Source organism: Streptomyces sp. NPDC107546 (assembly GCF_055639175.1).
The window spans coordinates 115589-138357 of sequence record NZ_JBVKBA010000016.1; the positions used below are offsets into that span (position 1 = coordinate 115589).

General features: G+C 71.0%; 18 protein-coding genes. 13 read left to right on the plus strand and 5 right to left on the minus strand.

Annotation, left to right across the window (positions count from 1 at the left end; genetic code table 11):
* The first annotated feature begins 218 nt into the window (after nt 1-218).
* The 6 genes from ACZ7L1_RS23745 to ACZ7L1_RS23770 all read left to right on the plus strand — a co-directional run bounded on the left by ACZ7L1_RS23745 (nt 219) and on the right by ACZ7L1_RS23770 (nt 10046).
* Entirely contained in the window at nt 219-1556 is a 1338-nt protein-coding gene (locus ACZ7L1_RS23745; RefSeq protein ID WP_471439902.1) for a hemolysin family protein, read from the plus strand.
* Nucleotides 1553-2644 (plus strand): hemolysin family protein, encoded by a 1092-nt coding sequence (locus ACZ7L1_RS23750; protein ID WP_471439904.1) that lies wholly within the window; start codon nt 1553-1555, stop codon nt 2642-2644. Before ACZ7L1_RS23745 ends, ACZ7L1_RS23750 begins: the two co-directional genes overlap by 4 nt.
* Nucleotides 2645-3105: 461 nt before the next feature.
* Nucleotides 3106-4407 carry a B12-binding domain-containing radical SAM protein gene (locus ACZ7L1_RS23755; RefSeq protein ID WP_471439906.1) on the plus strand — a complete coding sequence of 434 codons (1302 nt, stop codon included), beginning with the start codon at nt 3106-3108 and terminating at the stop codon, nt 4405-4407.
* Nucleotides 4404-5528, plus strand: coding sequence for a polyprenyl synthetase family protein (locus ACZ7L1_RS23760; protein WP_471439908.1), 1125 nt, complete (start codon nt 4404-4406; stop codon nt 5526-5528). Before ACZ7L1_RS23755 ends, ACZ7L1_RS23760 begins: the two co-directional genes overlap by 4 nt.
* Nucleotides 5525-6325 carry an SIR2 family protein gene (locus ACZ7L1_RS23765; RefSeq protein WP_471439910.1) on the plus strand — a complete coding sequence of 267 codons (801 nt, stop codon included), beginning with the start codon at nt 5525-5527 and terminating at the stop codon, nt 6323-6325. The genes ACZ7L1_RS23760 and ACZ7L1_RS23765 overlap by 4 nt, the downstream gene beginning before the upstream one ends.
* Complete coding sequence (locus ACZ7L1_RS23770) at nt 6318-10046, plus strand: NACHT domain-containing protein (RefSeq protein WP_471439912.1); 3729 nt, start codon at nt 6318-6320, stop codon at nt 10044-10046. The genes ACZ7L1_RS23765 and ACZ7L1_RS23770 overlap by 8 nt, the downstream gene beginning before the upstream one ends.
* Before the next feature lie 52 nt (nt 10047-10098).
* Here the strand turns inward: ACZ7L1_RS23770 and ACZ7L1_RS23775 are convergent, their stop codons facing one another.
* On the minus strand, nt 10099-11961 hold the full coding sequence (locus tag ACZ7L1_RS23775; protein WP_471439914.1) for an AAA family ATPase: 1863 nt from the start codon (nt 11959-11961) through the stop codon (nt 10099-10101).
* Nucleotides 11962-12414: 453 nt separating this feature from the next.
* The gene (locus tag ACZ7L1_RS23780; protein ID WP_471439916.1) at nt 12415-13056 is read right to left on the minus strand and encodes a uridine kinase family protein; all 642 of its coding nucleotides are present in this window, start codon (nt 13054-13056) and stop codon (nt 12415-12417) included.
* 282 nt (nt 13057-13338) lie between these two features.
* Here ACZ7L1_RS23780 and ACZ7L1_RS23785 point away from each other — a divergent pair, with 282 nt between their 5' ends.
* The 3 genes from ACZ7L1_RS23785 to ACZ7L1_RS23795 all read left to right on the plus strand — a co-directional run bounded on the left by ACZ7L1_RS23785 (nt 13339) and on the right by ACZ7L1_RS23795 (nt 17039).
* The gene (locus ACZ7L1_RS23785) at nt 13339-14697 is read left to right on the plus strand and encodes a peptidase C39 family protein (protein WP_471439918.1); all 1359 of its coding nucleotides are present in this window, start codon (nt 13339-13341) and stop codon (nt 14695-14697) included.
* A gap of 143 nt (nt 14698-14840) precedes the next feature.
* On the plus strand, nt 14841-15500 hold the full coding sequence (locus ACZ7L1_RS23790; RefSeq protein WP_471439919.1) for a TetR/AcrR family transcriptional regulator: 660 nt from the start codon (nt 14841-14843) through the stop codon (nt 15498-15500).
* Between the two features lie 366 nt (nt 15501-15866).
* Nucleotides 15867-17039: an acyl-CoA dehydrogenase family protein gene (locus ACZ7L1_RS23795; protein WP_471439996.1), complete on the plus strand. Its 1173-nt coding sequence runs from the start codon at nt 15867-15869 to the stop codon at nt 17037-17039.
* On the opposite strand, the gene ACZ7L1_RS23800 is transcribed toward ACZ7L1_RS23795, so the two are convergent.
* Complete coding sequence (locus tag ACZ7L1_RS23800) at nt 17002-17265, minus strand: hypothetical protein (protein ID WP_403623420.1); 264 nt, start codon at nt 17263-17265, stop codon at nt 17002-17004. The two genes, ACZ7L1_RS23795 and ACZ7L1_RS23800, sit on opposite strands and share 38 nt — an antisense overlap.
* Nucleotides 17266-17367: 102 nt before the next feature.
* Nucleotides 17368-17805 carry a hypothetical protein gene (locus tag ACZ7L1_RS23805; RefSeq protein WP_471439921.1) on the minus strand — a complete coding sequence of 146 codons (438 nt, stop codon included), beginning with the start codon at nt 17803-17805 and terminating at the stop codon, nt 17368-17370.
* Between the two features lie 267 nt (nt 17806-18072).
* Between ACZ7L1_RS23805 and ACZ7L1_RS23810 the strand changes: the two genes are divergently transcribed.
* From ACZ7L1_RS23810 to fxsA, 4 genes are all read left to right on the plus strand, one after another.
* A complete protein-coding gene (locus ACZ7L1_RS23810) occupies nt 18073-18513 on the plus strand; it encodes an Lrp/AsnC family transcriptional regulator (RefSeq protein WP_103842293.1) in 441 nt (146 codons plus the stop codon).
* 47 nt (nt 18514-18560) lie between these two features.
* On the plus strand, nt 18561-20177 hold the full coding sequence (locus tag ACZ7L1_RS23815; protein WP_471439922.1) for an amidohydrolase: 1617 nt from the start codon (nt 18561-18563) through the stop codon (nt 20175-20177).
* Nucleotides 20178-20779: 602 nt separating this feature from the next.
* The gene (locus tag ACZ7L1_RS23820; RefSeq protein WP_471439924.1) at nt 20780-21580 is read left to right on the plus strand and encodes a polyprenol monophosphomannose synthase; all 801 of its coding nucleotides are present in this window, start codon (nt 20780-20782) and stop codon (nt 21578-21580) included.
* A gap of 74 nt (nt 21581-21654) precedes the next feature.
* Nucleotides 21655-22212 carry an FxsA family membrane protein gene (fxsA, locus tag ACZ7L1_RS23825; protein WP_471439926.1) on the plus strand — a complete coding sequence of 186 codons (558 nt, stop codon included), beginning with the start codon at nt 21655-21657 and terminating at the stop codon, nt 22210-22212.
* Nucleotides 22213-22354: 142 nt separating this feature from the next.
* Here the strand turns inward: fxsA and ACZ7L1_RS23830 are convergent, their stop codons facing one another.
* Nucleotides 22355-22729, minus strand: a complete 375-nt coding sequence (locus ACZ7L1_RS23830; protein ID WP_003977404.1) for an RNA polymerase-binding protein RbpA — start codon at nt 22727-22729, stop codon at nt 22355-22357.
* Nucleotides 22730-22769 lie beyond the last annotated feature (40 nt).

Here is a 22769-nt window from a genome sequence, read left to right on the forward strand (position 1 = left end):
ACGTCCACCCTGCCGCACAGGGCGGAGTCTTGATTAATCTGGTGGCAGAGGCGCTTACGTGGCGCCTCCGCCCCTGAGGTTCCACCCGGTGCTCAGGGGTTCCTGCTACCCGAGGAGTGACTCCCTCCGGCGATGGACGGATCGTCCTGTAGTACCTGCGCCGCCCCCTGCCGACATAGCGCGGACCGTGTCCGTGTGAACGCGGAGGCGGCGGCATCATGACCACCCCCTTGCTGCTCCTCGGGGCGGCGTTCCTGCTGATTCTCGCCAACGGTTTCTTCGTGGCGGCCGAGTTCGGGCTCGTCACGGTCGAGCGCCCGGACGCCGAGCGGGCCGCGGCCGAGGGCGACCGGCGTGCCCGTACGGTCGTCGAGTCGCTCAGGGAGCTGTCCTTCCAGCTCTCCGGCACCCAGCTCGGCATCACCATCACCTCGCTCGTCGTTGGCATGCTCGCCGAACCGGCGCTCGCCGAGTTGCTGCACGCCCCGTTCGCGCTGATCGGGCTCCCCGAGGGCGCGGCGAGCGGCGTCGCGGTCGTCGTCGGCATGCTGCTCGCCTCGGCCGCGCAGATGGTGATCGGTGAACTCGTCCCCAAGAACTGGGCGGTGTCCCGGCCGCTCCAGGTCGCCCGCTTCGTCGCGGGCCCCCAGCACCTGTTCTCCCGGCTGTTCCGGCCGGTCATCGCGGCCCTGAACGCGGTCGCGAACCGCCTGGTGCGGGCCCTGGGCGTGGAACCCGCCGAGGAGCTGGCCTCGGCCCGCACCCCGGGCGAGCTGGTCTCGCTGGCCCGCCACTCCGCCCAGGCCGGCGCACTGGAACAGGACACGGCCGACCTGTTCGTCCGCACGCTGTCCCTGGGCGAGCTGACCGCCCAGCACGTCATGACCCCGCGCGTGCGGGTGAGCGCGCTGCAGTCCTCCGCCACCGCGCACGACGTGGTCAACCTCACCCGGGCCACCGGCCTGTCCCGCTTCCCCGTCTACCACGACAAGATCGACGAGATCGTCGGCATGGTCCACCTCAAGGACGCCCTGGCGGTGCCCTCCCACGAACGGCTGCGCACCCCCGTCACCCGGATCGCCCAGGCACCGCTGCTGGTCCCGGAGACGCTGCCCGTGCAGCCCCTCCTGGAGCTGCTGCGCAGCCAGCAGCCCATCGCCGTCGTCGTCGACGAGTACGGCGGCACGGCAGGCGTCGTCACCCTGGAGGACATCGTCGAGGAACTGGTCGGCGAGGTGCGCGACGAGCACGACGGCCTCGACCTGCCGGAACTCGCCGTCGCGCCGCCCGAGGAGGGGCGCCCCGCGTGGGACGCCGACGGAAGCTGTCGCGTCGACGTCCTGAAGCGGATAGGCCTGGACGTGCCCGAGGGGCCGTACGAGACCGTGGCCGGACTGGTCGCCGACCTGCTGGGCCGGATCCCCGCCCTCGGTGACCGGGCGGAGCTGCCGGGCTGGCGGCTCACCGTCCGTCAGGTCGGCCACTACCGCGCCGAGCGCGTCAGGCTCGTGAAGCTCGCGGACGCTCCCGCGCCGGCCGCGGAGGCGGTGCGATGAGCCTGCTCCAACTGCTGTTCGCGGCGCTGCTGGTGCTCGTCAACGGGTTCTTCGTCGGCGCCGAGTTCGCGCTCGTGTCCGTGCGCCGCAGCCAGATCGAGCCGCTGGGGACCGCCCGGGCGCGGCAGGTGCTGTACGGCCTCGAACGGCTGCCGCAGATGATGGCCGCGGCCCAGTTCGGGATCACCGTGTGCTCCCTGACACTGGGCGCCGTCGCCGAGTCGACCGTGGCGCATCTGCTCGAACCGATGTTCGCTGCGGCGCGCATCCCCGACAACTTGGTCCACCCGCTCGGCTATGTGATCGCACTCGCGGCGGTCGTCTTCTTCCACCTGGTGATCGGCGAGATGGTGCCGAAGAACCTGGCGATGGCGGCCCCGGAGAAGGCCGCGCTGTGGCTGAGCCCGGGCCTGGTGGCGTTCGCGCGGCTGTGCCGTCCGGTCACGGTCACGCTGAGCGCCTGCGCCCGGGTGATCCTCAAACTGTTCCGCGTCGAACCGAAGGACGAGGTCGAGGCCGCCTTCACCAGTGAGCAGCTCAACCAGCTCGTGGAGGACTCCGGCCAGGCCGGCCTGCTCGACCCCGAGGAGGCGGAGCGCCTCGAGGACGCCCTGGAGCTGGGCTCGCGCCCGGTCACGGACGTGCTCCTGGACCCGGACCTGCTGGTGACGGTCGAGCCGACGGTGACCCCGGGCGAGGTCGTGGCGCTCACCGCGCGCACGGGTTACTCACGCTTCCCCGTGGTCGCTGGGAGCGGTGCCTTCATGGGCTATCTGCACGTCAAGGACGTCCTCGACCTCGAGGAATCCGAACGGGCGGTGCCGCAGCAGCTCTGGCGGCCCATGACGACGCTCGCGGCGGAGCTCCCGCTGGACGACGCGCTCACGGTGATGCGTCGGGCGGCCACCCATCTGGCCCAGGTGGCGGACACCTCCGGCCGCGTCCTGGGCCTGGTCGCGCTGGAGGACGTACTGGAACTCCTGGTCGGCGAGGTCAGGGACCCGGCGCACCGGGATGCCGACGCCCCGCAGCCGAAGCTGGCGGACCCCCGCTCCAGCGAGGCCCCGGAAGGGGTACTCGCGAGCTGACCCTCGTGCGTGCCGGCCCCCCAGCGTGGGCCGGCACGCAGGGGCGGGCCATTCGTGGGAGGACAGGGTTGCGGTGTCCGGCGCCGACCGGTACACGAGCAGGGCCACCGCCGCGAGCAGCGCCGCCCAGCGCAGGTCCACCGGCACGATGTCGCCGATGACCGACAGGATGGCGAACACAGCGGCGAGCGCCGCTGCCGCGTAGGTCTCGACATTGCGCAGACGTCTCATCCAAGGCGATGCTCCGGGACAGCCGGAACTCCCGCAAGTCCCTGATGCCGGGCACTTCTTGAAATGCGCACACTGCTGCCCGTGCGCCGGACTGTGTGTCATAGTTCGCTACACCGCGCGCACGGGCGGTATGTGGCCTGTTCGTCGCGGCAGCTCCTTCCTGTCCGGGAACGCTCGCGCGACCAGCCTGGAGGTCGGCCATGCTGATCCCTGTGATCTCAGCTCCCTGTGTGAGTGCGTACGTAAATCTGGACTATCACTATGTGGAGTTGGGCGAGATCGCCGCCCACCTCCGCAACCGCGCGGGGCACGACGTCCGCGTCCTCGACGGCGTGTTGCCGGACGTCACATGGGGCTCGGTGATCGACGAGGCGCTGGACGCCGGCGAACTCGTCGTCCTGCACGTGAGCTTGGACAACGTGCTGGAGACGGCTCGGACCGTTCGTCTGCTGCGCGAGCTGTCCCCCAAGACGCGGATCGCCCTGTACGGGCGGGGCGTGTTCCACCTGCGCAAGCTGTTCCAACGGACCGACGTCGACTGGATCGTCCTCGAACAGGACTGGGAGGTGGCGATCGCCGCCATCGCCGAACTGGTTGCCTCGGGCGGCGAACCGAGCCCCGTGCCGGGCACCCTGAGCCGGGTGTCCGGCACATGGACGCGCGGTTCGGCGGGCGTACGCCTGGAGGGCGACTGGGAACTGCCCGCGCTGGACCTGTTACCCGTTGCCGGGTACGCGCGGCTCCCGGAGGATGAGTCGTACCCGGGCCGCGAACCCCAGCGGGAACTGGCCGTCGGGGTGTCGCGCGGATGCGACAGCTACTGCGGCTACTGCCCCATCCCCGATGTGATGGGGCGGCACGAGTACTTCCGCCGGGACCTCGAGGCGCTGGCCCGCTATCTCACAGAGGCCCGTGAGACACACGGCTACACCGCGGTCTCACTGTTCGGGGCCAACTTCACGCTCGACCGGGACTATGTGCACGAGTTCTGTGCACGGGTGGGAGCCGGGCGCACCGGCGTCACATGGAAGTGCGTCACCTCCTACGGCGAGCTCGATCCGCCGCTGCTGGGTGAGATGGCCACAGCGGGATGCACGCGGGTGGCCATCGGCGTCGAGTCACTGCTTCCGGACGGCAGGAACCGCTTCTCCGGGCGTATCGGCGCCGACCGACTGGCAGAGCTGGGGTCCTGGTGCGCTGCAGAGGGCGTCATGCTGATCTGTTTCCTCATGGTCGGGCTCCCCGGCCAGACGCGCAGGGAGGTCGCCGCGACGCTCGACGCCGTGCGGTCCGCCGGAGCGGTACCCCGCCCGATGACCTACGTCGACTACCGTCGTCTCGCCGCCGCCGAGGATTTCACCGACGTGTTCTGGGCCAACCGCAAGACGGTGCGGGAACCGTTCGGGCGCGGCACTCTGTCCATGCGGGACACGGCACTCGCGGTCCACTCCTGGGAGCGGTGGCTCGACACCGCGGGCATCGCGCCCGACCTCGAGACGCCCGGCGACGTCGCGTCTCAGGCGGCGCCGTGAGCGCCCTTCCCGGCACGGCGGACTTCGCTCCCACCGGCCCCCATGGCCCCCAGTGGGCCGCCACCACGTGGTACGGGGCCGTGGAGACGACGTTCACCGCAGTCTTCACGCAGGACCTGTGGAGCACGCGGTTGCGCGGTGCCGCCGAGGACTGGCTGGGACCGGCGGCGGTGCACTACATCGAGGCGATGCCGGGTCGCAAGTTCCGTGCGGTGCTTCCCTGGCTGACCGTCGGCTGCTCTCGGTGGCTGTTGCCCCGGTGTCTGGCCCCGGAGCTCCTCTTCGCGGTGTTCTACTGCCTCGACGACCTGACGGACCGCAAGGACGTGCGGTACGGGACCCCCACGGCCCATGCCGTGTACGGACGGCAGGAGTTGGCCCGGTCCCTCGAACAGGCCAGGCGAGGAGTGCCGCGTTCCGGACGGCTTGCCGGGCTGTCCGGTCAGCTTTGGGATGAGTGCCTGGCGGAGATGACCGATGGGCAGTCCGAGCGTCACGCTCTCACTCCCGAGGAGTTCTCCTGGGAGCGCTACGTGGGAGCGGCCCGCCGACGTACGGCCTTCGTCGGACGAGCCTGGATCGACGCCCTGGCCGCCGCGGACCAAGTACAGGCGGCCACCTTCGTGACGACCGCCTACCCCTGGTGTGCCGAAGCGGGCCAGCTCCGTAACGACCTGCGGAACACGACCGGCCGGGAGAGCCTCGACGGAGGAGTCCGCTACTCGGACCTCGGTGAGGGCAAGGTGACCGCGGTGACGGGACTCCTGTGGCAACGCGCCGACGACGTCGACCGGCGGTGGCTGAGAAAGCACGTGTGGGGACGCGGCCGGCCCTCCGCCGGGGCACTCGTCCGGGTGGATCGCATGGTCGAGCACTATGCGGTCCGTTCCGATGTCACCGTGTCGGCAGGCCGGTTGGTGGAGAGGATCAGAACGGCGATCGGCATGATGGACCGCCCGCATGCCCGAACGGTGTGGGACGCTTGGGTCACCAGGCAGTTCGAGGTCGGAGTGCACCGCGCCTACGGCTGGGGTGACGCCTCCATCTCCGCCTTCGAAGCCGCCGTGGCGGAGCTGCGTGGCTCTGTCGGACTGGATAACGGGGACGGTGGGCGGTCATGACAGCAGCCGACGGAGTGCTCGGCCACCTCGCCGGCCGGGCGGCGGAGGGCCGCCTTGCCGTACTGGTGGGTGCGGGGCTGTCGATGGGCGCCGGATATCCGAGTTGGTCCCGCCTCTTCGAGCCGCTCGGGCACGCCCTGGGCGCTGTCGCGGATGGCTCCCGGCTGCCGGACGACCTCCCCACCCTGGCCGAGGCGTACGAGGCGGAATACGGCCGCAACAGCCTCATCTCGCATCTGCGACGTGAACTGCGCCGCTCCCTTGCCTACACCGAGGCGCACCGGGCACTGGCCGCGACCGGACTCAAGGAAATCCTCACGACCAACTACGACGTGCTGTTGGAAGACGCCCTCGAGGCCGTCGCGGGGCTGGTCGACGTCGTCGTCCGGGACTCCGACCTCGCCTACACCGCTCCGACGCGGCCGCGCCTGGTCAAGATGTGCGGCGACGTTCTCAACCCGGAAGCACTGACCATCACCCGTCGGGACTTCGCGGTCTACGGCGCGACCAAGCCGCGACTCGCCGAACACGTCCGGAGCCTGCTGGAAACCCACGAGCTGCTCGTTCTCGGTGCCGGGCCGTCGGATCCCGAGTTCAACATGCTGTGGGACCTGGCAGCCGCGGGACTCGGCGATCACAAGCCGGTCGGCTGGGTCGTGACGGCCGACGCGTCCCCATTCCAGCAACGCGTGGCGCTGACCCGCGGCCTGCGCACGGTACCGCTCGACGTGTCGGCGCACGGTGTCACGCAGGCGCTGGCCCGCTGGCTGGACGGGCTGACCACTGCCCATGCCTGACAGGACATCGGAGTTCGACGCGCACCTCGTCGTCGAGCTGGCCCGTGCCTGGGAGACCGGCTCGCTTGCCGTGGTACTCGGACCCGAGTTCGACCGCGAAACGGACGACGTGGTGCACCGGGCGCTGCTGACCGAACTCGGCAGGTCCGACGATGCGGCGCCCCCGCCGCTGGGCAGGCTCACGGACGAGTACCTGACCCGCTTCGGCCGCCCCGCCCTGGTCTCGCTGATGCGGACGGCCTGGCGCGGCAGAGTGGATCACGAGGAGCCGTCCCATCCGCTGTCGGCATCGGACGCGCTCTATGAATGCCTTGCTTCCCAGCCTCCGGCCTGCCTGCTCGTGACGTCCCTGCACCCGACGGCCGAGCATGCCTACCGCCGGTTCCGACGCCCGTTCCACGTCGTCAGGACCGAGACGGGGCTCGCCTTCTGGGACAATTCCCAGCCCCAGATCGTTCACCTCTTCGGCTGCCTGGACGCTCCTCAGGATGCCCTTCTGAGTGAACGGGAGCGCCGCGCCGCCCGCTTTCTGCGCCCGCTGCTGACCGCGCGGCTCGGCGATCTGCCCGCGTCACACACCCTCGTCTTCGTGGGCTTCGCGCCGCACGACCCGGTACTGGAGGAGCTGCTGGCTCCCGCGCTGCACTCCCTCGGCGAGTACTGGCGGGGAGCCGTGGTGGTGCTGCCCGAGGCCGACGACAGCGTGCGCGCTGCATACGGCCGGCGTCAGATCAGGGTCCTCACATCGGGCGGTGCGCCGCCCGCAGCGTGTGCCCGGGAACTGCTCGTCCTGGTCCGCCGTACCGCCGAGCGGCAGACCTCCGAGCTGCTCCGCAGTGAGTCACCGGCCATAAGAGAGTGCGAGGACCAGCTCGGCGTGCTCGGCTGGGTGGTGCAGCGTTCGATGCGGCTGAACGACCGCGCCGTGGAGTCGGTCTTCAGCCAGCCCACCGAGCAGGGCCTGCTCACCGTGCACATCGTCGAGGGGGAGCTGTCGGGTGCAGATGTCCGCAGACTCACCGCGCGACTCGACGAACACGGCCGTGGCATGGTGGTCACCGAGACCAGGATCTCCAACACGGCCCGGCATCTCGCGGCCGCCGACGACCGGATCGAACTGCACACGCGCCAGTCCCTGTTGGAACGCGTCCTGGGGATCGAGCCCTATCTGCGCTGGATCCTCGACGAGTACGAAAGCGGGAACCAGCGGCGTGCCTATGTCGACCTCCAGTGCCAGCGGCCGCTCTCCGACGCGGTGGCACCGGTGCGTGGCGATGCCTACTGGCTCGACGACTACGTCGACTCGTGGCTGCGCGAGCGATCGCACAGCCAGTTGACGCTGCTCGGTGAGCCGGGCAGCGGCAAATCCTGGTACTGCCGTCATCTCGCCTATGCCCTCGCCCGTCGATGTCTGGACGACCCCGAACGTGGTCGTATCCCGGTCCTCGCGCTCCTGTCGGAGATGCCGGCCACCGGCTCGCTGGAGGACTTCCTCATCGCACAGATGCGCGACAAGGGAGCTGAACTGCAGGGTGGCAAGGCGTCCTTCCGGTACGCGAACGAGACGGGCAGACTGGTCATCGTCCTCGACGGCCTCGATGAACTGCGTTGGCAGGTGACCCCCGAGCGTGCCCGGCGGACCCTGGCCGAGCTCGCCGATCTGGTGGGCCCGGAGAGCAAGGTCCTGCTGGCGAGCCGGCCGGGCTACTTCGAGCACGACCGTTCCGCGCCGCACCCTTCGGGAGCGGAAGCGCTGTTCTCCGGGGGCGAGGACGACGTCGACGCGGTCGGTCTCGAGCTGTCGGGTGGGTCCACCTTCGAGGTGATCCGGCTTGCGGACCTCGGTTACGAACAGCGCGTCCAGGCGCTGGTACGGCGACTGGGGGAGAAGGCGGAACCGGTGCGACGGCTTATCGACGCCAGCAGCGCCCTCACCGACCTGGCCCGGCTGCCCGGCCTTCTCGACCTGATGTCCGTGGTCCTGTCCGCACCGCGGGGAGACACACCGGCGACCGCCTCGGAGCTGTTCGAGGAGTACGTGACCGTGCTTCTGGGCGGAGCCGAACGTGTCGCCGTCGACAGCGATGCCGTCGGTGCCGACATCGACCGGCTCGCGGCGCTCGCGGGACGGATGCACAGCCGGGGAACGCATGCGCTGCCCGCGCCGGTGGCCCGCGAGATCCTGGAGGTGCCGGCGCTCGGTTCCGGCGCGCCGGGCGGGACGTTGAGCACGGACCCGCGTTGGGAGGCGTTCCTACGGGTGGCCGCCGACGGCACCGTGCGCTTTCGGCTCAAGACCATGCGGGAGTTCCTCACCGCGCGCAGCTTGTGCACGGCGCTCCGTGCCGGAGATCCGTCGCCCTTGGACGAGCGGCTGCTGCTGCCCGAACCCGTCCGCTACCTTGCCGAGCAGCTGGCCGCGGCCGGGCTCTCGCCCATGGACTGGCTGCCCGAGAGCAGCCCCGTTCCGGTTGTCCGAAGGCCCGACGCCAGGCCGGTGGGCAGCCTGACCGGTGGTCGGCTGCCCGCCAACTGCCTCTCGCTCGCCAACCGCATGGGCATCGCCCTGGCGGGACGCTCGCTGCGAGGACTCGATCTGCGGGGAGCCGACCTGCAGGGTGCGCAGCTGAGCGGTGCCGACCTACGGGAGTGCGACCTGCGGTCGGTACTGCTCCAGGGTGCCGTGGTGACGGGAGCGGATCTGCGGGGCGCGTGGCTGCACGGGGCGATCATGCACGAGACGCAGGTCGTCGCCGTGGTGGGCATGCTGCCCGAGGACGGCGGAGTCGTGGTCGGCACGGCGGAAGGGCTCGTCCATGTGCTGGGCCGAGTGGGACTCGAAACCCGAGAGACCATGCGGTGCCCGGGCGGCTTCCGCAATCTCTCCTTGATCTCCCACGGCCGATACGTGGTCGTCGCGGGTATGGACGGCAGCGTCTACCTGGCGGACCGGGAGAACGGCCAGGCCTTCCTGGACATCGCCCACCACGGCGCGCCGGCGACCTCCGCTGTGGCGGTCGGGGAAGCCCGCTTCGCGTCCGGTGGTACCGACGGCACCGTGCGTCTGTGGACCCTCGACGGTGACGAGGTCTGGCAGACGCATGTGACGTCCGGGTATGTGCGCTCCCTCGCGCTGGATCCCGAGACCGATCTGATGTTCGCCGGCTCATCGGCCGGAGTGGTCGTCGTACTGGACGCCACGAACGGCCGCTACGTCCGCGACTGGGTGCCGCATCCGGATGGCGGCGTGTACTCCCTGTGCGCGCTGAAAGGGACGGGACTCGTTGCCAGCGGAAGCGACGACCGTAGTATTCGGCTCTTCGCGCAGGGGGACGGCACCCACGTCGCCGACCTCGCCAGCCTGGGGGACACGGTGCTCGGCCTGGTCCACGACGCGGGCACAGGGGTGCTCTTCTGTGGCTGCCGGGATGGGACACTCAGCTCCTGGAACGTCACGCGCCGCGAAATGAACTGGTCGGTCGCCCGGGGGCACCCCATCCTTTCCGTGTCGTTGCACGCCAAGGCCGGTGTGGTGGCGACCGCCGGCGCGGACGGCTGGGTGCGTCTCTTCGACAGCGGATCCGGGGAGCCGCTGGGCGAGCGGCTCATCGGTCGGCGCTCCGATCCGGACTGGTACGGCGTGGACCTGCGTGGCACTACAGGGTGGCACAAGGAGTGGCTGCGTTTCATGGGCGAACGCGGCGCGATCCTTGACGATTGAGCGGGCGTGACCACGGCCGGGCGCGCGGCCGAGCCGGGTGCCCGGTGAATGCTCACAGGCTTGACGGATCCTGCGGCCCCCGCCCGGAGAGCAGTTCACCGTACGCCTGCATCAGGTCCGGCAACCGCAATGTCGACAAGTCGTCCCGCGACGGCATCCCCGGATAGCCGCTCAGCCGCAGATCCCGATACGCACAGCTCTTCTCGTACAGCGTCCGCAGGAACCGCCCGTTCCCGAGCTCGTCGATCCACCCCTGGTCCACCACATGCCCGGCGATCGAGCGAAGCTCCTCCAGAGCCTCCTCGTCCCAGACGTCCCCGTTCTCGGCGGCCAGCACCTCGCCGATCGCCGTCAGCTCCAAGGGACGGTACGAGGGGAAGTCGACCCGCGTCGTGAAGCGTGAGGACAGTCCCGGGTTCGCGGCCAGCAACCGGTCCATCCCCTCGGGATACCCCGCGAGGATCACCACCAGGTGGTCCCGGTTGTCCTCCGCCCGCTTCAGCAGCACCTGAAGCGCCTCGTCCCCGTATGCGTCCCCCTTGCCGTATCCCGAGTTGGACAGCGAGTACGCCTCGTCCACGAACAGGACGCCGCCGATCGCCGAGTCGATCAGCTCGTTCGCCTTCACCGCCGTCTGGCCCAGGTACTCGCCCACCAGGTCCGCCCGCTGCGCCTCCACCAGGTGATCGCCGCCGAGCAGGCCGAGCGCGTAGAAGACCCGGCCCAGGATCCTCGCCACGGTCGTCTTGCCGGTGCCGGAGGGCCCCGAGAACACGAAGTGCCGTTTCGGCGGCTGCACGGGTAAGCCCTGGCCGGCCCGCAGCCGGGCCATGTTCAACTGCGCCGACAATGCCTTGACCTGGCGCTTGACCGGTTCCAGGCCGACCATGCGCTCCAGCTCGGCCAGCGCCTCCTCCAGCAGTGCCGGATCCGTGGGCCCGGCCGGCCACGACTGCGCCGGTACCGAGGCGGCCTTCTCGCGCACGAGGTCGCCCTGCGCCGGCAGCGGACCCGTCGGCGGCGGTTCGGGCTCGGACAGCTTCACGTCCCGGCCCTCGGCGCCGAAGAGCGGGTCCAGACCGTCCGGTGCCTCCAGCGTGTCGCCGCCTCCGGCGAGCGCCATCGCCGTCAGGTCGGTCGAGTCGTCGTACCCGTCCCCCTCGGCGATCGCGGCGAGCCGCGCCGAGGTGTCCATGAACGCCGGGTCCACCCGGTGCACGGCCCGGTAGAGGGGGAGCGCGGCGGCCGAGCGACCCGTGCCCTCGTGCGCCCGGGCCAGCCAGTACCGCAGCTCCTTGCGCTGCGGCTGCTCGCTGCGGCAGCGCATCAGGGCGGTGGCGAGCAGCGGCTCGGCCTGCCTGTACATCTCCAGACGGACCCGGGCCATGCCGCCGAACAGCCCGGCCTCTATACCGAGCATGGGATCGTCGATCAGCGGATCGGTGTGCCGGACCAACTGCTCCCAGTCCTTGACCAGGTAGGCCCGGCAGGCGTGCAGAAAGCGCACCTGGGGGTCGGTGTCGACCGGCGGCAGGCCCGCCAGCGCGCGGTCCAACTCCGGGACGTGGCGGCCGTCCAGCCAGTGCGAGGCGTGCGCGAGCAGCAGGTCGCGCGGGCTCTCCAGGACCGGCTGCACCCACCAGCCCAGCCAGTACCAGGAGTTGAGGCCGCGCCGGTGTCGCGCCCGCTGCTCCCCGAAGCGGTCGCGGTGGCGGTACATCCTCAGCAGCGCGGTCGTCGTGTCGACGCGCAGCGCGTGCAGCCCGAGCCAGCCGTCGGCCATCCCGGGATCCATCCGGACCGCGGCGCGGAACTCCTCCTCCGCCTGCGGATAGGCGCCCATCGTGTAGGCGTCGACCCCTCGCAGCCAGGCGAGGTCGGCCGGGGCCTGAGGGCCCTGCGTGCCGAAGTCCATCACGTCCCCCACAAACCGTGCCCCCGATGGTTCACCGCCGGGCCCGTGCCCGTCGGCTGCCTTGCTCGAACCGCTGTGCCGCGGACCGGAGTTGCCACGGTGCGCAGAGCAGCGTCCGAACGTCGCACCGAGAGGCATCGTACCTGCGGGGGTGGGGCGCACGAAGGGTGCCGCACGGGTCGTTCGGCGAGGTGGGAGCAGAGGGGACGCCCGGCGCGTCGTGACCGAGGGTGAGCGGATCACGCCTCTTGGCGCCCAGACAAGGTGCTGAGAGCAGAACGAAGCCCCCGATCACGGGGGAACAACCGGGGGCTTCGCGTCTGGGTGCGACTGCGAAAGCCGCACATTGAGAACGTAAGACCTGTACGGCCCCCCGGTCAAGCCGACTTGGAGCACTCGGGGAAGTTGCCCGGCGAGGGTCCTTCACGAGTTCAGCACACTGCCGATGGGTCGTCACTGTGGGTGAGATCCTGGTCCGGACCAGGAAGCCCCGGTGGTCCCGGAAAACACCTCATATCCCTCCGGCTTCTGATGCACCAGGAGGCAGGCGTGGGGTCGCGAGGGGTCCTCGGCGAAGTGCCGGCGCTCCGCTTCGACCCAGCCGTCCCAGAACGCGCGTTGTTCCTCGCCGTCCCGGGCCCGCCCGCGCGTCCACGCCTCCTCCTGCGCCAGCTCCATCCACAGCAGCCGGGCGAGATGCGGGCGCAGTGCCCGGCGGCCGGCGCCGACCCCCTCGATCAGGATCACGGGGGCGGGCGGCAGCGCACGGGCGGGACCCGAGCGTCGTGCGCGCCAGTCGTAGGGCCGGTAGTGCGCGGTCCGCCCGTGGCCGAGCGGCTCGATCACCTCCCGCAGCAGCCTTTCCGTCCAGGAGAACAGCTCCTCATGGGTGGCGATGTCGTCCAGGTGCAGCACGGGCGCGCCGCCGAGTGCGGCCGCCAGGTGTGCGGCGAACGTGGATTTCCCCGACCCCGCGTGCCCGTCGACGCCGACGAGGCGGACGGGGCCGCAGGAGGGAGGTAGACGCTGAAGGCGGGACGCGAGAGCGTGAATGGCGATTCCCGGGCGAGAAGGCGTGTCGGCATGTTTCGGCATGTTTCCGAGGGGACAGCTTACTCGGGCAAACAGACTGTCCCCCTTCGCGGGAAAAGCGACCTCTCTCCGGAATTTCCTCTTATTTCTGGTTCGGTGTGAACGCGGGTGATCGCCTCCCCGAATTCCCGCCCCCATTCCCAGGAGACCGCCACAGGTCGGGACCAATATTGGTGGGCGCGTCGGCGGCCGAAGTGCTGGCAGAAGTCCGTGTGTGGCGGCCATAGTTGGCGCACACCGTGTGTCCGAACCGCTGCTTGAAGGACTCCTGGGGGTCACCCACCGATGACCAGAGCTTCAGAGCCGTCCCGCAGAACCATCCTCGCCGCGGCCGTCGCCGCGGCAACGGCGGCCGGCACCGCGGGCCCGGCGGCCGCGGCCACGCCGACCGCCCGGCCGACGAAAGCATCCCCGAGCCTCGTGGACTACCGCGCCTGGACCTCGTACCCCGACTGGCGAAGCGGCGCCGCGCAGGGTGTTCGCGCCGTCGCCGGCGTCCGCCCCGGCCTGGTGATCGCCACGCCCGCCGGTCGTACCGACTACACCGACCCGCACACCGGAAAGTCCGCCACCTGGGAGTTCGCCACCTGGACCTCCCCGGCGCACCGCCTCGCCGTCCCGGCCACCGAACTCGTCGCCTCCTGGAACGCACAGACCCCGGCCGGCACCTGGCTCCAGGTCGAGGTGCAGGGCACCTACTCCGACGGCACGGACACCCCCTGGTACGTCATGGGCCGCTGGGCGGCCGGCGACCAGGACATCCGCCGCACCTCCGTGGACGGCCAGAGCGACGGCAGGAGCAACATCTGGACCGACACCTTCGCCATCGCCGATCCCGCCTCGGGTCTGCGCCTGGTGTCGTACCGCCTGCGCCTGACCCTGTACCGCACACCGGGCGCACGGATCACGCCGACCGTGTGGCGGCTCGGAGCCATGGGCTCCGACATCCCCGACCGGTTCACCGTCCCGGCCTCCACGCCCGGGCTCGCCGAGGAACTGCTCGTCCCGCGCTACTCGCAGGAGATCCACAAGGGCCAGTACCCGGAGTACGACAACGGGGGCGAGGCCTGGTGCAGCCCCACCTCCTCCCAGATGATCATCGAGTACTGGGGACGGAGGCTGACCCCCGAACAACTGTCCTGGGTCGATCCGTCCTACGCGGACCCGCAGGTCTGCCACGCGGCCCGGTTCACCTATGACCACCAGTACCACGGCTGCGGCAACTGGCCCTTCAACGCGGCCTACGCGGCGACGTTCGAGGACCTGCAGGCAGTGGTCACCCGGCTCTCGTCACTCACCGACCTTCAGACGCTGATCGCTGCGGGCATCCCGGCCATCACCTCGCAGTCGTTCCTGAAGGAGGAACTGACCGGGGCGGGGTACGGGACAGCGGGGCATCTGATGACCGTGATCGGGTTCACCGCCGACGGCGACGTGATCGCGAACGACCCGGCGTCGCCGAGCGACGAGGCGGTGCGGCGCGTGTACCGGCGGCGGGAATTCGAGAACATCTGGTTGCGCACCAAGCGGTACAACGCCTCCGGCAAGGTCACCTCCGGCACCGGCGGCGTCTGCTACCTGTACTTCCCGGCCCGTCCCACCTCCCGGCAGCGCAAGGCGCTGGCGGCGGTGGGCGTCAGCTGACGCGTCCTCCGGGAGCGAGGCGGCCCATTTCCCAACAGCGCCCGACTCCGCGATCGACTCCGCCGATCTGAGTCGAACATGCTGGTGGTGTCATTCTGCAATACTGCGGATGTCCCGCCGGTAGTTGGAGACTTGGGCCGAAATTGAAGAGCAGTCAACAGCGAGGTGCCGTGCGCCCCCAGGTGCGCGGTACCGATCGCTCCCTGGCGCGCCGCGCCGAACTCATCGCCATCGGACGGAAGTTATTCGCCGACACGTCCTACGACACGCTGTCGATGGACGACATCGCGCGCCATGCCCAGGTGGCGAAAGGGCTGATCTACTACTACTTCAAATCGAAACGCGGCTATTACCTCGCCATTGTCGAGGATTCGGTGGCCGACCTCGTGACCTCCGCGGCCGCCGGCCTGGACCTGCCGCCGGTGGAACGGGTGCACCGCACCATCGACCGCTATCTGCGCTACGCCGAGCACAACCAGGCCGCCTACCGCACGATCGTCAGCGGTGGCGTGGGCTTCGACGCACAGGTCCATGCCATCCGGGACGGGGTGCGCGAGGCGATCGTCACCACGATCGCCGAGGGGGCGTACGGGCGGCGCGACATCGCTCCGCTGGTGCGCACGGGACTGCTCGGCTGGGTATGCGGCGTGGAGGGCGTGACCCTGGACTGGATCGACCGCCCGGTGCTGTCCCGCGAGACGATGTGCGACCTGCTCGCGAAGACGCTGGGAGGCACCCTGCGCGCGATCGAGGAACTGGAGCCCGCGTACACGGCCCCGCCTCCGGCCCGCCGGCCGACCTGACCGCGCCGGGAGGACCGATCGATCTCCCAGCGGTCCCCTCCGGGCGCCGGTGAGGCCGTCACGGGCAGGTCTACGGGCGAGGGCGCCACGGACACGTCCACGGCGAGCGGAGACGGCCTCGGAACCAGACTCCTCCGTCGAATGTCGATCACGCCGCGGCACGGCATTCCGCTTTCTTGAAGTAAGCGGTCGTTAACCGGTGACGCCATGCCTCCGATCGGGCATACTCCAAGCGCCACAGCCGCTGGTCAGCCGCCTCCGCGACCCGGAGCGGCGAGCATCGGCCAGGCTCAGTGAGACCCGGCGGCGCCGCCCCACCCAAGGCGCATGTCCGCCGACGTGCCCAAGAGGGAGGAGAGCGTCGCCATGCCCGACCGCGCCCCGCAGCCGGTGGACCGACAACTGCCCACGGACGAGGCCCGGGATCTGATCTCGCTCGTCCGCGACATCGCGCAGCGCGAGATCGCCCCGAAGGCGGCCGAGGAGGAGCACTCCGGGCACTTCCCGCGCGAGACCTTCCGCCTGCTCTCCGACTCCGGACTGCTCGGCCTGCCGTACGACTCCGAGTACGGCGGTGGTGACCAGCCCTACGAGGTCTACCTGCAGGTCCTCGAGGAGCTGGCCGCGGCCCGCCTCACCGTCGGCCTCGGCGTCAGCGTCCACACCCTCTCCTGTCATGCCCTCGCGCACTACGGCACCAAGGAACAACAGCTGGAACACCTGCCCGCGATGCTCGGCGGGGGCCTTCTGGGCGCCTACTGCCTCTCCGAGCCGTCGTCCGGGTCGGATGCCGCGTCCCTGCGGACGAAGGCGGTCCGGGACGGCGACCACTGGGTGATCAACGGCACCAAGGCATGGATCACTCATGGAGGCATCGCCGACTTCTACACGGTGATGGCGCGCACCGGCGAGGAGGGCCCCCGTGGGATCACCGCGTTCCTCGTCCCCGGCGGCGCCGAAGGACTGAGTGCCGCGGCGCCCGAGAAGAAGATGGGCATGAAGGGGTCGCCCACCGCGCAGGTCCACTTCGACGGGGTGCGCGTGCCCGAAGCGCGGCGCATCGGCGACGAGGGACAGGGCTTCGCGATCGCGCTGTCCGCACTCGACTCCGGGCGGCTCGGCATCGCGGCCTGCGCCATCGGCCTGGCCCAGGCGGCGCTGGACGAGGCCGTCGCGTACGCCACCGGGCGCCGGCAGTTCGGACGGCCGATCTCGGATTTCGAGGGGCTGCGCTTCCTGCTCGCCGACATGGCGACGCAGATCGAGGCGGGCCGGGCGCTGTACCTGTGGGCGGCACGGCTGCGCGACGCCGGGCGGCCGTTCGCCAAGCAGGCGGCCATGGCCAAGCTGCACTGCACCGACACGGCGATGAAGGTCACCACCGACGCCGTCCAGGTGCTCGGCGGGTACGGCTACACCGTGGACTTCCCGGTCGAGCGCTATATGCGGGAGGCCAAGGCGCTGCAGATCGTCGAAGGGACGAACCAGATCCAGCGCATGGTCATCGCCCGTCACCTCGCTGGTCCCGAGTCCCGCTGAACGACTCCTGGCCCGCCGCGAGCCGGCGCGGGCCGGCCGGGGGCGCCGCGAGCCGCACCCACTCCGGGTCGTGGCGCCCGGGGAGCGTGCGCCCGCGGTCGGCCCAGGTGCGCATCAGTGCGCGGTAGATGGGCGGGTCCTGCGGCTGCGGCGGCGGTAGCGTCGCCGCCGGTACCGGAATGAACACCGGCCGCCGGGGCCCGGTCGCCGAATAACTGGGGCTCATGAAGGGAGCAACGCCCCGACGCCCGCCGAGGTCACCGGCCCCGCTAATCGAGCGTGAGTTCCGCGGCGGACCGACCGGGGAACCGCCGCTGCTCGCGGCGTGTCAGGCGGCCTGGCGGCGCAGTGTCGCCATCGGGAGCGGGCGTGAACCCGGGCCGCCGACGTGCGAGAACGGCTGCGTGCGCCAGTCGAGCCCCTGGGGGAGGGTCAGCAGCAGGGCGGTGTCCTGCTGCTGGGGCTCCACGGACTCGTCCGCCGGGCGGGCGTCGGCCGCCGCGCGGCCCGTGCCGGAGCAGACCGTGAGACCGAACGGGTTCCACGGCGAGGCGCACAGCGCGTGCTCGGGCAGGACCTCCTCGTCCGCCAGGAGCGCGATGGGCTGCGCGCAGTCCGGGCAGATCACCCGGTACATCTCGAAGGTGTCGTACGCGTCGAACTCCTCGCCGTCGAGGGCGTCGGGTTCGACGCCCTCCGGCTCGGGCTCGATGACCGGCTGCTGCCGCTTGGGCACGGTACGACCAGGGCGCTTGGAATTCTGCATGGGTTTCTCCCCCTCGGGCTGGGCCGACAAGGCACCGCGGCCTCGACCACAGCAAGCACTTCCCGTCCCGTCTCCGGGGTAATCACGAGAGCATCACGAAGCCTGGCCGGACACTGTGGCGTTCGTCACATGCCATTCGCAGGTGCCCCGCGCGGCCGCGGGTCACCCGGGCGGCTCACCGACCGTTCTCACCAACATCACAAACCGGGTATGACCTGCGCTGCTGAGGTATCCGCGGAGTCAGGGCGCACTGTAGGTTCTAGCGCCATGGAGGAGCTGGACCGACAGATCGTGCAGCTGCTCGTCAAGGACGGGCGGATGAGCTACACCGACCTGGGCAAGGCCACGGGCCTGTCCACATCGGCCGTGCACCAGCGGGTGCGCCGGCTCGAGCAGCGGGGCGTCATCCGCGGGTATGCCGCCGTCGTCGACCCCGAGGCCGTCGGCCTGCCGCTGACCGCCTTCATCTCGGTGAAGCCGTTCGACCCCAGCGCCCCCGACGACATCGCCGAACGCCTCGCGGGCGTCCCGGAGATCGAGGCCTGCCACAGCGTCGCGGGCGACGAGAACTACATCCTCAAGGTCCGCGTGGCCACGCCGCACGAACTGGAGGAGCTGCTCGCCCGGCTGCGGACCCTTGCGGGGGTGTCGACGCGCACCACCGTGGTCCTGTCCACACCGTACGAGGCACGGCCGCCCCGGATCTGATCGACCTCCCTGCGGGGCGTCCCCCGCCAGGGGCGACACTGTTTCCCATGAGTGAGCGCACCGCCGAGCCCAAGACCGTCCTCCTGCGCCGCGGAGAGGTCCACAGTCCCGCCGATCCCTTCGCCACCGCGATGGTCGTGGAGGCCGGACATGTCGCCTGGGTCGGTTCCGAGGGCGCGGCCGACGCCTTCGCGGACGGCGTCGACGAGGTGATCGACCTCGACGGCGCCCTCGTCACTCCCGCGTTCACCGACGCTCACGTGCACACCACCGCCACCGGCCTCGCGCTCACCGGCCTCGACCTGTCCGGTGCCCCGTCCCTGACGGCCGCCCTCGCCCTCGTACGGGACTTCGCCGCCGCCCGGCCGGACGACCGGGTGCTGCTCGGCCACGGCTGGGACGCCGCACGCTGGCCCGAACGGCGGGCGCCTCGACGCGAAGAGCTCGACGAGGCCACCGGTGGGCGTCCCCTGTATCTCAGTCGCATCGACGTCCACTCGGCCGTCGTCACCACCGCCCTGCTGGACCTCACCCCGGGCGTGCGCCACAAGGCCGGCTTCACGGACGGCGAGCCGCTCACCCGGGACGCCCACCACGCCGTACGGGCCGCCGCGTTCGCCGCGGTCACCCCCGCCCGGCGCACCGAGGCCCAGCGCGCCGCCCGCGCCCACGCCGCCTCCCTCGGCATCGGCTCGCTCCACGAGTGCGCCGGCCCGGAGATCTCCTCTCCGGACGACTTCGCCGGGCTGCTGCGTCTCGCCGCCGAGGAGCCCGGCCCGCGCGTCGTCGGCTACTGGGCCGAGCAGGACGTCACCAAGGCCCGGGAGCTGGGTGCGCTCGGCGCGGCGGGCGACCTCTTCGTCGACGGCGCCCTCGGCTCGCACACCGCCTGTCTGCACCAGCCGTACGCGGACGCCGCCCACACCGGCACCGCCTACCTGGACGCCGCCGCGGTCGCCACGCATGTCGTCGCGTGTACCGAGGCCGGGCTGCAGGCGGGGTTCCACGCCATCGGCGACGCCGCCGTCACAGCCGTGGTGGAAGGGGTGCGCGCCGCCGCCGAGAAGGTGGGCCCGGCCCGGATCCGCGCCGCCCGCCACCGCGTCGAGCACGTCGAGATGCTCACGCCCGAGACCATCGCGGCCTTCGCCGAACTGGGCCTGACCGCCTCCGTCCAGCCCGCCTTCGACGCGCTGTGGGGCGGCGAGGACGGCATGTACGCCGAGCGCCTCGGCGTCGAACGGGCCCGTACGCTGAACCCGTTCGCGGCCCTGTTGCGCGCAGGCGTCCCGCTGGCGTTCGGATCCGACAGCCCGGTGACCCCCCTCGACCCCTGGGGGACGGTCCGCGCGGCGGCGTTCCACCGCACCCCCGACCACCGTGTCTCCGTACGCGCCGCGTTCACCGCGCACACGCGCGGCGGCTGGCGGGCGATCGGACGGGACGATGCGGGCGTCCTGGTGCCGGGCGCCCCCGCGGACTACGCCGTGTGGCGCACCGACGCACTCGTCGTCCAGGCCCCCGACGACCGGGTGGCCCGCTGGTCCACCGACCCCCGCTCCGGCACCCCCGGACTGCCCGATCTCACCCCTGGGACCGACCTTCCCGTCTGCCTGCGCACCGTGGTCGCAGGCAGGACCGTGTTCGTAGGGCCGGGCGAGTGATCTCCCGGGGTGGCGCGGCGGCGACGAGCCGTCAGAACTCCGTCGCGCGACCTGCGTATCCTCCGCTGCGACCAGGCCCTTCGCCGAAGACCCGCAGGTGGGGCGGCTGTTGACAGTGAGGCGCGGAGGGCCGGTAGGTTCGGGTCCACCACCGAATCGTCCGACCGGGGAAACCTCCGCGCAGTCGCCCGAGCGCCGCTGGGTCAGGGATGGTGTGCCGCGTCGGCGCATCACCACTGGGAGCCAGGCTCAGCGCCCGCGCCACGGCGAGGGCAACGTTCCGGTCGGTCGGCAGGGTGTGACCCGGGTGGGGCCCGGACGTCCAGTAGACAACGGCTTTCGGTCGATCCGCAGCCAGCGGGTCCCAGGTCGGCCCGAAGGGCGCCGGGCCCCGATCCGCAGCCGCCCGGGGCGTGGCAAGCACGGGACCCGCTCTCGAAACCCCGTGGGACCGGTGCGACCGGCCGGTCCGTGCCGCCGACGCGGCGGGCATTCTTACCCGAACCTTATGGAATCGACACCTCCAAACGAACCCGCTGTGGCGGAGGCCCGTGCCGCGACCACTATGGTGGACCTCTGCGTACGGATGTGAAGGGGCAGCAGTGAACCACGGCGACGGGACCCTCGGGGCATCGGCCCAGGGCAAGCAGTTCGGTCCGCTCGGCACCGCCTTGGTGATCATTCCGACCTACAACGAGGCGGAGAACATCAAGACGATCGTCGGCCGAGTGCGGTCGGCGGTGCCCGAGGCGCATGTCCTCGTGGCCGACGACAACAGCCCCGACGGCACCGGCAAGCTCGCGGACGAGCTCGCGGCCGAGGACGATCAGGTCCACGTCATGCACCGCAAGGGCAAGGAAGGGTTGGGCGCCGCGTACCTCGCCGGCTTCCGCTGGGGTCTGGAGCGCGACTACGGCGTCCTCGTCGAGATGGACGCCGACGGCTCCCACCAGCCGGAAGAGCTGCCGCGCCTGCTGACCGCGCTCAAGAGCGCGGACCTGGTGCTCGGCTCCCGGTGGGTGCCGGGCGGACGGGTCGTGAACTGGCCCAAGTCCCGCGAGTTCCTCTCCCGCGGCGGCAGCACCTACTCGCGTCTGGCCCTCGGCCTGTCGCTGCGCGACATCACCGGCGGCTACCGCGCCTTCCGCCGGGAGACCCTCGAGGGCCTCGGCCTCGACCAGGTGGCCTCGCAGGGCTACTGCTTCCAGGTCGACCTGGCGCGCCGCGCGGTCAAGGCCGGGTTCCACGTCGTCGAGGTGCCGATCACGTTCGTGGAGCGCGAGCTCGGCGACTCGAAGATGAGCCGGAACATCGTCGTGGAGGCGCTGTGGCGCGTCACGGCGTGGGGCGCGGAGGAGCGCTTCGGCAAGGTCCTGGGCCGGGGCGGCAAGCAGCGCCGGTAGGGACACGGGCGGCGTCATGGGGGGCGCTGACGCCCCTTATCCCGCACTGAGCCGGGTCCGGGCACACTGGGAGCATGACGACTGGCGCTTCGACCTCTCCCCGCACCACGACCCGGCCCCGGCGTTCCCGGTTGCGCACCTTTCTGCCGCTGGGCATCGCCGCGTGGCTGGTGCTGGAGATCTGGCTGCTGACCGTGGTCGCGGGTGCGACCAGCGGGTTCACGGTCTTCCTGCTGCTGGTCGCCGGCCTGGTGCTCGGCTCCGTGGTCATCAAGCGGGCGGGCCGCCGCGCCTTCCGGAACCTGAACGAGGCGCTGCAGAGGGGCGGCTCCCCGTCGAGGACCGGCGGCAACGGCCTGATGATGCTCGGCGGCCTGCTGCTGATGCTGCCGGGCCTGATGTCCGACGCGGCGGGCCTGCTCCTCCTGCTCCCGCCGGTGCAGACGGCGGTCGGCCGATACGCGGAGCGCACGATCGACCGCAAACTCCGTCAGTCCCCGTACGGCGGCTTCGGTGACGCCTTCCAGCAGGCTCGTATGCACCGCCCCGACGGGAAGATCGTCCAGGGTGAGGTCATCAGGGACGAGCCCGCGGACATCCAGGGGGAGCCCCGCCCGCCCCTGCCACGCTGACCTTTCCGGGGCGGGGCGGGGCCCCAGGTGGCGTGCCCAACGCACCGGAACCCGAACAAAACAGTGGGCGCCGTACGTCACGAAGACGTACGGCGCCCATCGATATCCGGCGCGCGCGGTGGCCCGCCCGCCTCCGGAGGGACTACGCGGACTTGCGGCTGTCCCGGGGATGCACCGCGATGTTCATCGCCCCGGACCGCAGAACCGCGAGACGCTCCTCGAGGACCTCTTCGAGCTCCTCACGGGTGCGCCGCTCCATCAGCATGTCCCAGTGCGTACGCGCGGGCTTCGCCTTCTTCTCCTCCGGACCGTCGCCGTCCACCAGGAGCGCCTGTGCACCGCAGACCTTGCACTCCCACTCCGGCGGGATCTCCGCCTCGACCGAGAAGGGCATCTCGAACCGGTGCCCCTTCTCGCATGCGTACTCCACGGCCTGGCGCGGAGCCAGGTCGATGCCGCGGTCCGTCTCGTAGCTGGTCACCACGAGGCGCGTGCCGCGAAGAGCTCGCTCACTCATGAATCGTGCCTCCCGGGCTTGTCGCCCACAGGACAGGTGT

What these genes read in the sequence shown, in the direction of transcription:
- fxsA (WP_471439926.1), top strand. Translation starts at nt 21,655, where the DNA reads ATGACGACTGGCGCTTCGACCTCTCCCCGCACCACGACCCGGCCCCGG.
- ACZ7L1_RS23750 (WP_471439904.1), top strand. Translation starts at nt 1,553, where the DNA reads ATGAGCCTGCTCCAACTGCTGTTCGCGGCGCTGCTGGTGCTCGTCAAC.
- ACZ7L1_RS23745 (WP_471439902.1), top strand. Translation starts at nt 219, where the DNA reads ATGACCACCCCCTTGCTGCTCCTCGGGGCGGCGTTCCTGCTGATTCTC.
- ACZ7L1_RS23830 (WP_003977404.1), bottom strand. Translation starts at nt 22,729, where the DNA reads ATGAGTGAGCGAGCTCTTCGCGGCACGCGCCTCGTGGTGACCAGCTAC.
- ACZ7L1_RS23780 (WP_471439916.1), bottom strand. Translation starts at nt 13,056, where the DNA reads ATGCCGAAACATGCCGACACGCCTTCTCGCCCGGGAATCGCCATTCAC.
- ACZ7L1_RS23765 (WP_471439910.1), top strand. Translation starts at nt 5,525, where the DNA reads ATGACAGCAGCCGACGGAGTGCTCGGCCACCTCGCCGGCCGGGCGGCG.
- ACZ7L1_RS23795 (WP_471439996.1), top strand. Translation starts at nt 15,867, where the DNA reads ATGCCCGACCGCGCCCCGCAGCCGGTGGACCGACAACTGCCCACGGAC.
- ACZ7L1_RS23770 (WP_471439912.1), top strand. Translation starts at nt 6,318, where the DNA reads ATGCCTGACAGGACATCGGAGTTCGACGCGCACCTCGTCGTCGAGCTG.
- ACZ7L1_RS23800 (WP_403623420.1), bottom strand. Translation starts at nt 17,265, where the DNA reads ATGAGCCCCAGTTATTCGGCGACCGGGCCCCGGCGGCCGGTGTTCATT.
- ACZ7L1_RS23810 (WP_103842293.1), top strand. Translation starts at nt 18,073, where the DNA reads ATGGAGGAGCTGGACCGACAGATCGTGCAGCTGCTCGTCAAGGACGGG.
- ACZ7L1_RS23815 (WP_471439922.1), top strand. Translation starts at nt 18,561, where the DNA reads ATGAGTGAGCGCACCGCCGAGCCCAAGACCGTCCTCCTGCGCCGCGGA.
- ACZ7L1_RS23775 (WP_471439914.1), bottom strand. Translation starts at nt 11,961, where the DNA reads ATGGACTTCGGCACGCAGGGCCCTCAGGCCCCGGCCGACCTCGCCTGG.
- ACZ7L1_RS23805 (WP_471439921.1), bottom strand. Translation starts at nt 17,805, where the DNA reads ATGCAGAATTCCAAGCGCCCTGGTCGTACCGTGCCCAAGCGGCAGCAG.
- ACZ7L1_RS23785 (WP_471439918.1), top strand. Translation starts at nt 13,339, where the DNA reads ATGACCAGAGCTTCAGAGCCGTCCCGCAGAACCATCCTCGCCGCGGCC.